Annotated in this window: 13 protein-coding genes and 1 pseudogene; 8 read left to right on the forward strand and 6 right to left on the reverse strand. The window is 70.2% G+C overall.

Going from position 1 to position 12,892, the window contains the following annotated elements:
• A pseudogene (locus tag IEY79_RS37275) lies at window positions 1-250 on the reverse strand (helix-turn-helix transcriptional regulator); the annotation flags it as partial.
• A 159-nt stretch (window positions 251-409) separates the two neighbouring features.
• On the opposite strand from IEY79_RS37275, the gene IEY79_RS08370 reads away from it, so the two are divergent.
• Window positions 410-2,146 (forward strand): AMP-binding protein, encoded by a 1,737-nt coding sequence (locus IEY79_RS08370; RefSeq protein ID WP_189106695.1) that lies wholly within the window; start codon window positions 410-412, stop codon window positions 2,144-2,146.
• Between the two features lie 60 nt (window positions 2,147-2,206).
• Here the strand turns inward: IEY79_RS08370 and IEY79_RS08375 are convergent, their stop codons facing one another.
• Window positions 2,207-2,722 (reverse strand): GNAT family N-acetyltransferase, encoded by a 516-nt coding sequence (locus IEY79_RS08375; protein WP_189106696.1) that lies wholly within the window; start codon window positions 2,720-2,722, stop codon window positions 2,207-2,209.
• Window positions 2,723-2,769: 47 nt separating this feature from the next.
• Complete coding sequence (locus IEY79_RS08380) at window positions 2,770-3,336, reverse strand: hypothetical protein (protein WP_229700746.1); 567 nt, start codon at window positions 3,334-3,336, stop codon at window positions 2,770-2,772.
• A gap of 271 nt (window positions 3,337-3,607) precedes the next feature.
• Here IEY79_RS08380 and gcl point away from each other — a divergent pair, with 271 nt between their 5' ends.
• Window positions 3,608-5,395: a glyoxylate carboligase gene (gcl, locus tag IEY79_RS08385; protein WP_189106698.1), complete on the forward strand. Its 1,788-nt coding sequence runs from the start codon at window positions 3,608-3,610 to the stop codon at window positions 5,393-5,395.
• 115 nt (window positions 5,396-5,510) lie between these two features.
• Here gcl and IEY79_RS08390 read toward each other — a convergent pair whose 3' ends face one another.
• From IEY79_RS08390 to IEY79_RS08400, 3 genes are all read right to left on the reverse strand, one after another.
• The gene (locus tag IEY79_RS08390; RefSeq protein WP_189106699.1) at window positions 5,511-5,867 is read right to left on the reverse strand and encodes a hypothetical protein; all 357 of its coding nucleotides are present in this window, start codon (window positions 5,865-5,867) and stop codon (window positions 5,511-5,513) included.
• Between the two features lie 460 nt (window positions 5,868-6,327).
• Window positions 6,328-7,218: a 2-hydroxy-3-oxopropionate reductase gene (locus IEY79_RS08395; RefSeq protein ID WP_189106700.1), complete on the reverse strand. Its 891-nt coding sequence runs from the start codon at window positions 7,216-7,218 to the stop codon at window positions 6,328-6,330.
• Window positions 7,219-7,298: 80 nt separating this feature from the next.
• Window positions 7,299-8,165 carry a TIM barrel protein gene (locus IEY79_RS08400; RefSeq protein ID WP_189106701.1) on the reverse strand — a complete coding sequence of 289 codons (867 nt, stop codon included), beginning with the start codon at window positions 8,163-8,165 and terminating at the stop codon, window positions 7,299-7,301.
• A gap of 366 nt (window positions 8,166-8,531) precedes the next feature.
• Here IEY79_RS08400 and IEY79_RS08405 point away from each other — a divergent pair, with 366 nt between their 5' ends.
• The 6 genes from IEY79_RS08405 (at window position 8,532) to IEY79_RS08430 (ending at window position 12,740) form a co-directional block, all read left to right on the forward strand.
• Window positions 8,532-8,786 (forward strand): YkoF family thiamine-binding protein, encoded by a 255-nt coding sequence (locus IEY79_RS08405; RefSeq protein WP_189106702.1) that lies wholly within the window; start codon window positions 8,532-8,534, stop codon window positions 8,784-8,786.
• Window positions 8,787-8,848: 62 nt separating this feature from the next.
• Window positions 8,849-9,160 (forward strand): helix-turn-helix domain-containing protein, encoded by a 312-nt coding sequence (locus tag IEY79_RS08410; protein WP_189106807.1) that lies wholly within the window; start codon window positions 8,849-8,851, stop codon window positions 9,158-9,160.
• Window positions 9,161-9,330: 170 nt separating this feature from the next.
• Window positions 9,331-9,840: a 2-oxo-4-hydroxy-4-carboxy-5-ureidoimidazoline decarboxylase gene (gene uraD / locus IEY79_RS08415; protein WP_189106703.1), complete on the forward strand. Its 510-nt coding sequence runs from the start codon at window positions 9,331-9,333 to the stop codon at window positions 9,838-9,840.
• Between the two features lie 4 nt (window positions 9,841-9,844).
• Window positions 9,845-10,267: a hydroxyisourate hydrolase gene (gene uraH, locus IEY79_RS08420; RefSeq protein WP_189106704.1), complete on the forward strand. Its 423-nt coding sequence runs from the start codon at window positions 9,845-9,847 to the stop codon at window positions 10,265-10,267.
• 3 nt (window positions 10,268-10,270) lie between these two features.
• Window positions 10,271-11,182: a factor-independent urate hydroxylase gene (gene pucL, locus IEY79_RS08425; RefSeq protein ID WP_189106705.1), complete on the forward strand. Its 912-nt coding sequence runs from the start codon at window positions 10,271-10,273 to the stop codon at window positions 11,180-11,182.
• Window positions 11,183-11,363: 181 nt separating this feature from the next.
• Window positions 11,364-12,740 carry an 8-oxoguanine deaminase gene (locus IEY79_RS08430; RefSeq protein WP_189106706.1) on the forward strand — a complete coding sequence of 459 codons (1,377 nt, stop codon included), beginning with the start codon at window positions 11,364-11,366 and terminating at the stop codon, window positions 12,738-12,740.
• The last annotated feature ends 152 nt before the right edge of the window (window positions 12,741-12,892 follow it).

The following is a 12,892-nucleotide window of genomic DNA, read 5'->3' on the forward strand; positions in this document are numbered from 1 at the left end:
CGGCCACGGCGGCGTCGTACTCGTGGCTGATGTGCCGCGCCTGCCGGTAGTCGGTCACCGCGCACGGGCGCAGCAGGGCGATCGACTTGCCGCCCAGCCCGTTCCCGACGCAGATCCCGAGTCCGCGCAGCGCGTTCGTCGCCGTGCCGTTCAGCTCCGCGATGCGCACCTGGCGCGTACCGTGCAGCAGCCCGCCGAACGCGACCGGCAGTCCCGTCGCGCGGCGCAGCGTCAGCAGCGCCGTGCGCATCTCGACCGCCTCGACCGCCTCAGTCACAGCGCCTTCCTTCTCCCGGTCCTTCGGGTCTCTCCGCCGGTGACGCGGTCGGTTCACCCCCGTCGGGGGGTGGTGAGACGTACATCACTCGTTACACGATGCTAGTGAACGGGCGAGTGATGAGGAGGGCACATGAGAGCAGTCGATGCGACCGAGCAGTTCCGCGCCGCCAGGGACTTCCTGCTGCGGCACCGGGATGACTACACCGCGGCGTACGAAGGCTTCGTCTGGCCCAGGCCCGCGCTTTTCAACTGGGCGCTCGACTGGTTCGACGTCATCGCCGAGGGCAATGACCGGCCCGCGCTGCACATCGTCGAGGAGGACGGCACCGAGAGCGTCACCTCCTTCGCGGCGATGTCCACCCGGTCCGACCAGGTGGCCAACTGGCTGCGCGCCCAAGGCGTGGCGGCCGGGGACCGCCTCCTCGTCATGCTCGGCAACCAGACGGAGCTGTGGGAGACGGCGCTGGCCGCGATGAAGCTCCGCGCCGTCGTCATCCCGGCGACCCCGCTGCTCGGCCCCCTGGACCTGCGGGACCGGATCGGGCGGGGGCAGGTGCGGCATGTGATCGTCCGGGCCGGTGACACCGGGAAGTTCGCTCAGGTGCCGGGGGAGTACACCCGGATCGTGGTCGGCGCCGAGGGCTCCGAAGTTGACGCCGGGGGCCCGGACGGCGGCCCCGGCGGCGGTTCGGGCCCCCGCGAGGCCGGCTGGCGGTCGTACGAGGAGTCCTACGAGCAGCCCGTGGACTTCGAGCCCGACGGGGTCACCCGCGCCGACGACACGCTGATGCTCTACTTCACCTCCGGCACCACGGCCCACCCCAAGCTCGTCGAGCAGACCCATGTCTCGTACCCGATCGGCCATCTCGCCACGATGTACTGGATCGGACTCAGGCCCGGCGATGTGCATCTGAACATCTCCTCACCCGGCTGGGCCAAGCACGCCTGGTCCAATCTCTTCGCGCCGTGGAACGCCGAGGCGACGGTCTTCATCCACAACTACACGCGCTTCGACGCCGGCCGGCTGATGGCCGAGATGGACCGCGCCGGCGTGACCAGCTTCTGCGCGCCGCCCACCGTCTGGCGGATGCTCATCCAGGCCGACCTCACCCAGCTGCGCAACCGCCCCCGCGAGGTCGTCGCCGCGGGTGAACCGCTCAACCCCGAGGTCATCGAGACCGTCCGCAGGGAGTGGGGCGCGACGATCAGGGACGGGTTCGGCCAGACCGAGACGGCCGTCCAGGTCGCCAACTCACCGGGACAGCTGCTCAAGGCCGGTTCGATGGGCCGGCCGACCCCCGGTTACGTCGTCGAGCTGCTCGACCCGGTCACCGGAGCGCCCGGCGTCGCCGAGGGCGAGATCTCCCTGGACCTGTCGCACTCCCCGGTCGGCCTGATGACGGGCTACCACGGAGACCCGGAGCGTACGGCCGAGGCCATGGCGGACGGTTTCTACCGCACCGGCGACATCGGCTCGCGCGACGCCGACGGCTACATCACGTACATCGGCCGCAGCGACGACGTGTTCAAGGCGTCCGACTACAAGATCTCGCCGTTCGAGCTGGAGAGCGCGCTGCTGGAGCACGAGGCCGTGGCCGAGGCCGCCGTCGTACCGGCACCGGACCCGGTGCGGCTCAACGTGCCGAAGGCGTACGTCGTCCTGGCGGACGGCTGGGAGCCGGGTCCGGACACGGCGAAGCTGCTCTTCGCGCACTCGCGCGCGGTTCTCTCCCCGTACAAGCGGGTGCGCCGGATCGAGTTCGCCGAGCTGCCCAAGACGGTCTCGGGCAAGATCCGCCGGATCGAGCTGCGCGAGCGGACGGCGGAGGGCTCGGCCGCGGAGTACGAGGAGAATGACCTGCGCTGAGAGTGGAGACGCGCGGGACCCAACCGTGCCGCCCGCGCCACGACTTCTCTCCGCCGGGTCTCAACCGGCCGTGGTGGTACGGCGCATGCAGACACGGGGCCAGTGGTCGAGACCGTGCGCGGCCTCGGCGCGCCTGATCTCCCGCAGCCCGTCGGTGAGTTCGTTCTCGGCGAGGGTGCGGAAGCCCAGCCGGGCGTAGTACGGCGCGTTCCACGGCACGTCCGCGAAGGTGGTGAGGGTGAGTCCGGCCAGTCCCGCGGACCGCGCCCGTACGGCGAGGTGCTCGATGAGCGCGCGGCCCACGCCGCGCCCCGACGCCGCGGGGTGGACGGAGACCTGCTCGATATGGGCGGCGCCGTCGACCTCGTCGTAGATCAGATACGCGACCGGGCGGCCCTCGGCGTTCTCGGTCACCCAGGCGTGGCCCGCGCGCAGATAGCGGTCGAGGAGATCGAGGCCCGGGGGGTCGTCGTCGGCGATAGCCGCCATACCGACGGCGCGGAACGGTTCACCGGCGGCCCTCTCGATGTCCTGGAGAAGGGGGAGGTCGGCGGGGACCGCGGGGCGGATTCGCATGGAGAGAGTATGCCCGCGTGACCACGTGCGCGGTTGTGGTGTTCCGGTCAGGCGTGCGAGCCATCCAGCTCGGCGGCGGGGCCGTTGACGGGTCGCGGGGTGCCCGCCGGGTCCAGGACGAAGAGCGGAACCCCGAGGCTGTCGGCCCGGTCGCGCGCCTCGTCCGCGTAACCGGCCAGGGAGAAGAAGGCGCTCACCGCCGACTCGTTCAGCGCGTTGAGCCACAGGCACTCGACGGCGCGCGGGTCGGCGGGACGCGCGCCCGAGTCGACCTGGGCCACGAGTCCGGGACCGCGCAGATCGATACCTGCCTCCGGCGGCACCTGGGCCCGTACGACGTCCTGGAAGCCGATCGCGCGCAGATAGAGCGCGGCGGCGCGCACGGCGTCGTACGTCGCGCCCGCCGTCACCGGCCTGACCGGCACCCGCAGTATGGCCCCGCACTGGCAGCCCAGCTCCGGGTGCGGCCACTGGTCCCGCCGCCCGCACCCGGAGCAGCTGACGGTCACCCACTCGTCGTCCCAGGTGCGGCGCACTATGCGGGTCGCGGGCGCGCCCGCGACCAGGGGCGCCGAGACGGCCGATCCGCAGGGGCAGGGGTAGGCCGGCGCCATGAACAGATGGCTGTGTCCGCAGTCGGGACAGCGCACAGGAAAGCTTTTTCCCACCTTCGGTACCCCCTTTTGCCGCCCATCGTCCATCACCGGACGGCCGTTGGGGAGGGGCTTCGGCGATCCCTTGACGCCGCTGGGAAGGCACTTTAGATTTGATTCCACATAGTAGAACACAGTTTCCGCATTATGGAAAAGAAGGAATCGACTGGAATCGACGCTCTCAGGTGGCGCGACAGAGCCCGAGTCCACCAGGCCGAAGCAGGAGCACTCCATGCCTCGTATGACCGCTGCCAGAGCGGCAGTTGAGATCCTCAAGCGCGAAGGCGTCACCGACGCGTTCGGTGTGCCGGGCGCGGCGATCAACCCCTTCTACAAGGCCCTCGAACAGGCCGGTGGCATCGACCACACGCTCGCCCGTCATGTGGAGGGCGCCTCCCACATGGCCGAGGGCTACACCCGTACGAAGGTCGGCAACATCGGTGTCTGCATCGGCACTTCGGGTCCGGCCGGCACCGACATGATCACCGGCCTGTACTCCGCGACCGGTGACTCCATCCCGATCCTGTGCATCACCGGCCAGGCCCCGACCGCGGTGATCCACAAGGAGGACTTCCAGGCCGTCGACATCGCGTCGATCGCCAAGCCGGTCACCAAGGCGGCCACCACCGTCCTGGAGGCCGCGCAGGTCCCCGGCGTCTTCCAGCAGGCGTTCCATCTGATGCGCTCGGGCCGTCCCGGCCCGGTCCTCATCGACCTGCCGATCGATGTGCAGCTCACCGAGATCGAGTTCGACATCGAGACGTACGAGCCGCTGCCGGTCTACAAACCGTCCGCGACGCGCGCGCAGATCGCGAAGGCTCTGACGCTGCTCACCGGTTCCGAGCGCCCGCTGATCGTGGCCGGCGGCGGTGTCATCAACGCCGACGCGTCCGACCTGCTGGTGGAGTTCGCCGAGCTGACCGGCACACCGGTCGTCCCGACCCTGATGGGCTGGGGCACCATCCCCGACGACCACGACCTCAACGCGGGCATGGTCGGCATCCAGACCTCGCACCGCTACGGCAACGAGACCTTCCTCGCCTCGGACTTCGTCCTCGGCATCGGCAACCGCTGGGCCAACCGCCACACCGGCGCGCTCGACGTCTACACGGAGGGCCGCACCTTCGTCCACGTCGACATCGAGCCCACCCAGATCGGCAAGATCTTCGCGCCGGACTACGGGATCGCCTCGGACGCCAAGGACGCGTTGAAGCTCTTCGTGGAGGTGGCGAAGGAGCTGAAGGCGGAGGGGCGGCTGCCCGACCGCACGGAGTGGATCGCGTCCGTGCTGGAGCGCAAGGGCACCCTGCACCGCAGGACGCACTTCGACAACGTGCCGCTGAAGCCGCAGCGGGTGTACGAGGAGATGAACCGCGCCTTCGGTGCGGACACCCGCTACGTCACCACCATCGGGCTCTCGCAGATCGCCGGCGCGCAGATGCTGCACGTCTACCGGCCGCGCCACTGGATCAACTGCGGCCAGGCCGGACCGCTCGGCTGGACGATCCCCGCCGCGCTCGGTGTCGCGAAGGCCGACCCGGACACGACGGTCGTCGCGCTCTCCGGCGACTACGACTTCCAGTTCATGCTCGAAGAGCTGGCCGTCGGCGCGCAGCACAAGATCCCGTACGTCCATGTGCTGGTGAACAACGCCTACTTGGGGCTGATCCGGCAGGCGCAGCGCAATCTCGACATCAACTTCCAGGTCAACCTGGAGTTCGAGAACATCAACTCACCGGAGCTGGGCGTCTACGGCGTCGACCATGTCAAGGTCGTCGAGGGCCTGGGCTGCAAGGCGATCCGGGTCACCGAGCCCGACCAGCTGCTGCCGGCCTTCGAGGAGGCCAAGAAGCTCGCGGCGGAGTACCGGGTGCCGGTGGTGGTCGAGGCGGTCCTGGAGCGGATCACGAACATCTCGATGGGTGTGCGGATCGACAAGGTGAACGAGTGGGAGGAGCTCGCCACCGAGCCCGGCCACGCGCCGACGGAGATCAAGCCGCTTGTGGACAAGGCTGTGTGACGCCTCGTCAGGACCGCTCAGGGGCCTCCCGCCCGGAACTCCGGTGCGGGGGGCCGCTGCCGTCCCCTGGAACTGGACCTGGACTTGGGACTGGACTTGGGCGGGGACCGGGAGGTCAGCCGCCACAGCCACATCCTCCGCAACCGCCGCACCCGCCGCCGCAGCCCGCTCCGCCGCCGTCCTTGCCCCCGTCCTTGTCCTTGTCGGCGGCCCTGGCGTCCGGCTTGTCGTCCGGTACGCGGTCGGCCCACCAGCTGGAGGCCGCGACGGTCCCGGCAACGCCGACGCCGACCCCGGCAGCGGCGGCGGCACCGTCGACGGGAGCTGACGGCTTCCGGTTCTTGCCGGGCCGGAAGACATCGAGTCCCACGAGCAGGAGAAGGACGACCGGCGGGATCAACCAGGTGGCGTTCCTCTGGACGACCGCCAGGACGACCGCCGCGGTCAGCACGAGGAATATGGCGAGACGCATCTTTTCAGTGTGCCGACCGGACGAGAACGCACAAGGGCCCGGCCGAGGAATCGGCCGGGCATTTCCTGCGCGCCACGGGAGTTGGAGACCGTCCGACGGTGCGAGGCCGGCGCGACTGGACTTTCGCACCGCCGGACGGCGTTGACGGAGCCTCGCAGGGAGGCTGTGGGACCGCGGCGACGGCGACGGGGAGCGCCGGCCGGCCCTCCTCTTGGTCAGGAGGGTGACCGGCGCTCCCCTTGCCACCGCACTGGCTCGCGCGCCGCCGCGGTCCCGGGGAAGTCCCTCCCAGCGGCCACCCCTCACGAGGGCCGTTGGGAGGGACGGCTGTCGGCCCCCGTAACGGTGGGTTGGTGGTTCCCGGGCTGCGGCGGCGCCTGGGCGCGACAGGACAGGTGTCAGCGCCGCCACAACCCGGAGTTCGGTGGGCCCGGTTGGGCCGTGCGGGTCGGACCCGCGGTCAGGCCTGCCGGCCGGAGAGGCGCTCCACTCCGCGCAGGAGCGCCGAGTGGTCGAGACCGCCGTCACCCTGCGCGCGCAGCGACGCGACCAGTTGCGCGACGACCGCGCCGACCGGAAGCGCGGCACCGACATTGCGGGCGGCGTCGGTGACGATGCCCATGTCCTTGTGGTGCAGGTCGATCCGGAAGCCGGGCGCGAACTCGCGGTTGATGAAGTTGTCCTTCTTACGGGCGAGGACGGTCGAGCCGGCCAGACCGCCGGCCAGGACGTCGAGCGCGGCGTTCAGGTCCACGCCCGACTTCTCCAGGAAGACCACGGCCTCGGCGCACGCCTGGATGTTGACGGCGACGATCAGCTGGTTGGCCGCCTTCACCGTCTGTCCCGCGCCGTGCGGACCGCACAGGACGATGGTCCGGCCGAGCGCGTCGAAGACCGGCCTGGCCTGGTCGAAGTCGGCCTGCTCACCGCCGACCATGATGGAGAGCACCGCCTCGACGGCCCCCGCCTCGCCGCCGGACACCGGCGCGTCGAGGACCCGGATGCCCTTCTCCCGGCCGGCCTCGGCCAGATCGATCGACGTCTGCGGGGTGATCGACGACATGTCGATCAGAAGGGCGCCCTGCCGGGCGTTCTCCAGGATGCCGTCCTCGCCGTAGGCGATGGCCTCGACCTGGGGGGAGGCGGGCACCATCGTGATGACGACATCCGCGCCCCTGACGGCGTCGGCGATCGAGGAGGCGACCGTGCCGCCGTTGGCCGCCAGCCGGTCCAGCTTCTCCTGCTCCAGCGTGAAGCCGGTCACGGAGTATCCGGCCTTGATCAAATTCTCGGCCATGGGGGACCCCATGATGCCGAGGCCGATCCATGCCACCTTGGGAAGAGTGCTCATCGGGGGTGCCTCTCTCGCATACGTGTGTGTCTACGTGTGTGCGTCGTGTCCGGGTGTCGTGACCAGGTACGGACTCGGGCTCAGCGCGCCGCCCGCGCGCCGGCCGGCAGCCACTCGAAGGACTCGGCGCTCGGGCGGTCACCGGGCTTGTACTCAAGCCCGACCCAGCCCTCGTAACCGGCCTTGCGCAGCCGGTCGAGCAGGTCCTGGAGCGGCAGCGTGCCGGTGCCGGGCGCGCCCCGGCCGGGGTTGTCGGCGATCTGTACGTGACCGGTCCTGTCGGCGTACGTGTCGATGACCGCGGTCAGCGCTTCGGCGTCCAGACCGTTCATCGACAGGTGGTAGATGTCGAGGAGGAACGCGGCGTTGCCGAGACCCGTCGCGGCGTTGACCCGGTCCACGACGTCGACCGCGGCCTCGGCGCTGACGAGCGGATAGTGCGGGGACTCGGGCCTGTTGAGCGCCTCGACCAGCAGGGTGGCCCCGATCCGGTCGGCCGCGCGGGCGGCGAGGACCAGATTCTCCAGGGCGAGTTCGTCCTGCGCGCGCGGGTCGACACCCTCCACGCGGTTCCCGTACAGCGCGTTGAGCGCCTTGCAGCCCACCGAGGCGGCGAAGCCGGCGGCCACGTCGATGTTCGCGCGGAAGCGCTCCGACTCCTCGCCGGGCAGCGAGAGCGCGCCACGGTCGGGGCCGGGCAGTTGGCCGGCGTAGAAGTTCAGTCCCACGAGCTGGGTGCCCGCGTCGTCGAGGGCCCTCTTCAGGGCGTCCAGCTCGGCCTGCGGCGGGGTGGGGGTCTCGACCCAGGGCCACCACAGCTCCACGGCGGTGAAGCCCGCCGCGGCCGCCGCCGCGGGACGCTCCAGCAGCGGGAGTTCGGTGAAGAGGATCGACAGGTTCACATTGAAGCGCTGCTCGGAGCCGGGCCTGTTCGTGAAGGGGGCCATGAGGGGTTCTGCGCTCCTTCCGTATCGCGGAAGTTAGTTTCTGCTTAACGGAAGATTGCCTGTGGTTCGGGAGGGCTGTCAAGAGGGCGGGCCCGTTTTCGGACCCCCGCGGACCGGTGTGGCCGGCGAGTCGGCGCGCCGGGAGGCAGCTCCAAGCCGCTGAGGCCACCGGCGTACCGGGCGATCGATCCTGCTGGGGCTGGAGTTCCTCGCGGGTGAGCTGACGCTGCCCGGTCACCGGGGGGCCGTTAAAGTCGTGTCGGAGCGACCGGGGCTCACCACGAGGTGGGCACGTGCCCCGGATGCGCCCTCTCAGCCGGAGAGCGGAGAGAACGGGCAGACCGGAGCCGATGCCAGGGGGGCGCAGTGCGATTGAGAGTGGAATTCACGACCGAGCCGTTCGACCTGGACGAGGCCCCCGGCCATGCCGTGGTGGCCCGCGAGGTCATTGAGGCGGCCGAGCTGGACTCCGTGGACGTCGGGCCGTTCGGCAACACGGCGGAGGGCGGTGCGGAGGCCGTCATCTCGGCGGTCGACGCCCTGCTCCACCGCTCCCTGGAAGCCGGCGCCACCCGCGTCTCGCTCCAGGTGAACGTGATCGCGGAGGAGGACGGGAAGTGACCGAGCCCTCCGGTCTTCCCGACCACCCACTCCTCGCGGCGGTGAAGCCGCTCATCGACGCCATGGGCGCGGAGACGGTACGGCCCGACCTGGCCCGGCCCGACGACGTCGTGCTGAACTGGGAGGGCGAGGCGGTCGTCGCCGTACGCCTTCCGCAGCTCTCCGAATCGCTCGACCACATCCTCGTCGCGCTGGAACGCCGGCACGGCAAGCCCCTGCCGGAACTCGACCGCAAGGCCAAGCAGTCGGTGGTGCGCTCGCTGGAGGCGCGCGGGGCCTTCTCCGTACGGCACGGGGTGGAGACCGTCGCCGGCGCGCTCGGGGTCAGCCGTTTCACCGTCTACAACTATCTGAACCGGTCGGAGACGAACTGAGCCCGCCGGGGACGATCCGAGCCCGTCGCAAGACGGGCTGATCGGGCCGGGTCCGGGGTGAGGCGGGTCCGGCGGGACGTCCGCCGAAAAATTTCAACAAACTGTTGACGTGATGTTCGTGAAGGCGTTAGCTGTCCCGCAGCCCGTCAAGCACAGCCACGGAGGCTCCCGTGACGACCGACCCGCCACCGGGCCTCACCCGGTTCAACACCTCCTCCGACAGCGCGGCCCGCGCCGCACTGCGCGAGGTGTGCGCCAGTACGGCGTGGGGGAGCGAACTGCTCGCCCACCGCCCGTACACCACCGCCGACACCCTCTTCGCCGCCAGTGACACCGCGACCGCCGGACTGACCGCCGGCGATCTGGCGGAGGCGATGGCCGGGCATCCGCCCATCGGCCGTCCCGAGCCGGGCGACCCGACCTCGGCCCGCGAACAGCGGGGCATGGCAGGGGCGTCCGACGCGCTCAAGGCGGAACTGCTCGAACTGAACCTCGCCTACCAGGAAAGGTTCGGACACGTCTTCCTGATCTGCGCCACCGGCAGGACCGGTGAGCAGATGCGGGACGCGGTCCGCATACGGATCGGCAACACGCCCGAGCAGGAGCGGGCAGTCGTCCGCACCGAGCTGGGCAAGATCAACCGCATCCGGCTGACCCGCCTCGTACACGCAGGAGAGTGACCCCTTGAGTACCCAGACCACCGCATCGGTGTCCACGCACATCCTGGACACCAGTGTCGGACGCCCAGCCGAGTCCGTCGCCGTCTCGCTCTCCGCCCGTGGCGGCAGCCGCGAGCAGTGGGTGGTGCTGGGCCGGTCGGCGACCGACGCGGACGGGCGGTGCACAGACCTCCCGGCGCTGCCGGAAGGAACGACCCATGTACGTCTCGACTTCGAGACCGAGGCGTACTTCCACGGCCACGGCCACACACAGGGCCCGAGCCGCAGTCAGAAGCGAGCCGAGGCACAGCAGGACGCCCCCGCGCCACGGGACAGCGGTGCGTTCTTCCCGGAGGTGGCGATCACCTTCGCCGTCTCTCCGGGCGAGCACTTCCACGTACCGCTGCTGCTCAACCCGTTCGGCTACTCCGTATACCGAGGGAGCTAGCAGATGCCGACCATTCTCGGCCAGAACCAGTACGGCAAAGCGGAGAACCGCGTCGTCAGGATCGTGCGCGACGGCGACACCCACCACATCAAGGACCTGAACGTCTCCGTCGCCCTCTCGGGCGACATGGAGGAGGTCCACTACTCGGGCTCCAACGCCAACGTCCTGCCGACCGACACCACGAAGAACACGGTGTACGCGTTCGCCAAGGAGCACGGCATCGAGTCCGCCGAGCAGTTCGGGATTCATCTCGCCCGGCACTTCGTCACCAGCCAGGACCCGATCCACCGGGCGCGTATCCGCGTCGAGGAGTACGCCTGGGAGCGCATCGCGGCCCCCGGCGCCGGTGAGGTCAAGCACTCCTTCGTCCGCAAGGGCCAGGAGACCCGCGTCTCCCAGATCACCTTCGACGGCTCGAGGTGGGAGATCATCTCCGGCCTCAAGGATCTGACGGTGCTGAACTCGACCGACTCCGAGTTCTGGGGCTACGCCAAGGACAAGTACACGACGCTCCGCGAGGCGTACGACCGCATACTCGCCACCGACGTCTCCGCGAGGTGGCGTTACCACTGGACCGACGACACCGAGCCGATGCCCGACTGGGACAACTCCTACGACCGGGCGCGCGAGCATATGCTCCACGCCTTCGCGGAGACGTACTCCCTCTCCCTCCAGCAGACCCTCTACCAGATGGGCTCGCGGATCATCGACGCCCGCGACGAGATCGACGAGATCCGTTTCTCGCTCCCCAACAACCACCATTTCCTGGTCGACCTCGAACCGTTCGGCCTGAAGAACGACACCCCCGACGGGGCCGTCTACTTCGCCGCCGACCGCCCGTACGGTCTCATCGAGGCGACCGTGCTGCGCGACGGTGCCGAACCGCGGATCCCGCTCGACATGACCAACCTGTAGCACCACCCGCGGTACCCCCGACGCGCGCGCCGGCGTCACGTCCCAGAGGCCAAGTCCTCGACAACGAGGGCGATACGGGGGAAGAGCGGGGGCATCTGCGCACCGACACGACCGCGGATCCGTATCTCACCCCGCTCGACCCCCGGATCCGTCCACCCAACGGGAAGAACGAGGACCCGCCATGGCGGCTTCGCGCATCGTCATCGAGAACTGTGCCATCGCGACCGTGGACGCGAACGACACCGAGTACGCCTCCGGGTACGTCGTCGTCGCGGACAACCTCATCGAATCCGTGGGCGCCGGCGGCGCGCCCGGCGGCCTGGAGAACGTCGTACGGCGGGTCGACGCCACCGGCCATCTCCTGACCCCCGGTCTGGTCAACACCCACCACCACTTCTACCAGTGGATCACCCGGGGCCTGGCCACCGACCACAACCTCTTCAACTGGCTCGTGGCGCTCTACCCGACCTGGGCGCGCATCGACGAGCCGATGGTGCGCGCCGCCGCCCAGGGCTCGCTCGCGATGATGGCCCGCGGCGGAGTCACCACGGCGACGGACCACCACTACGTGTACCCGCGCGGCTCCGGCGATCTGACCGGCGCCATCATCGGGGCCGCGTCGGAGACCGGCGTACGGTTCACCCTCGCCCGCGGCTCCATGGACCGCGGCCAGTCCGACGGCGGACTGCCGCCGGACTTCGCCGTCGAGTCGCTGGAGGACGCGCTCGCCGCCACCGAGGCGACCGTCGACACCTACCACGACGCCTCGTTCGACGCGATGACACAGATCACCGTCGCGCCCTGCTCGCCGTTCTCCGTCTCCACCGAACTGATGCGTCAGGGAGCCGAGTTGGCGCGCCGTAAGGGCGTACGGCTGCATACGCACGGCAGCGAGACCGTCGAGGAGGAGCAGTTCTGCAAGGAGCTGTTCGGGATGGGACCGACCGACTACTTCGAGTCGACCGGCTGGCTCGGGGACGACGTATGGATGGCCCACTGCGTCCATATGAACGACTCCGACATCGCCGCCTTCGCCCGCACCGGCACCGGCGTCGCCCACTGCCCGTCCTCCAACGCCCGCCTGGCGGCCGGGATCGCGCGCGTACCCGACATGCTGAAGGCGGGCGTCCCCGTCGGTCTCGGTGTGGACGGCACCGCCTCCAACGAATCGGGCGAACTGCACACCGAGTTGCGCAACGCGCTGCTCATCAACCGGCTCGGCGCCCACCGCGAGTCCGCCCTGAACGCCCGTCAGGCGCTGCGGCTCGGCACGTACGGCGGCGCCCAGGTCCTCGGCCGGGCAGCGCAGATCGGCTCGGTCGAGACCGGGAAACTCGCCGACCTGGTGCTGTGGAAGCTGGACACCCTGGCCCACTCCGCCATCGCCGACCCGGTCGTCGCCCTGGTCTTCGGGGCCGCCGCGCCCGTCACGCTCTCCCTCGTGAACGGCAGGACCGTCGTCGAGGACAACCACCTGACCTCGGTGGACGAGGACGCCGTCGCCCGCTCCACGCGGACCGAGGCGCAGCGCCTCGCCCGGATCGCGGCGGCGGGCTGACGCGGCCCGAGCCGACCCGGTCCTCCCGGAAGTCCGGTCGAGGGGGACGGCCCTCGACCGGCGGCCACGGGGCCCGAGCGGGGCTCCTGGCAGCCGCGTCCGGGTGGTGGCACATCGCACAACGGTGCGCCACCACCCGGGACGGTGACTCG

The sequence above is a fragment of the Streptomyces camponoticapitis genome, from assembly GCF_014646115.1.
Classification (GTDB): domain Bacteria; phylum Actinomycetota; class Actinomycetes; order Streptomycetales; family Streptomycetaceae; genus Streptomyces; species Streptomyces camponoticapitis.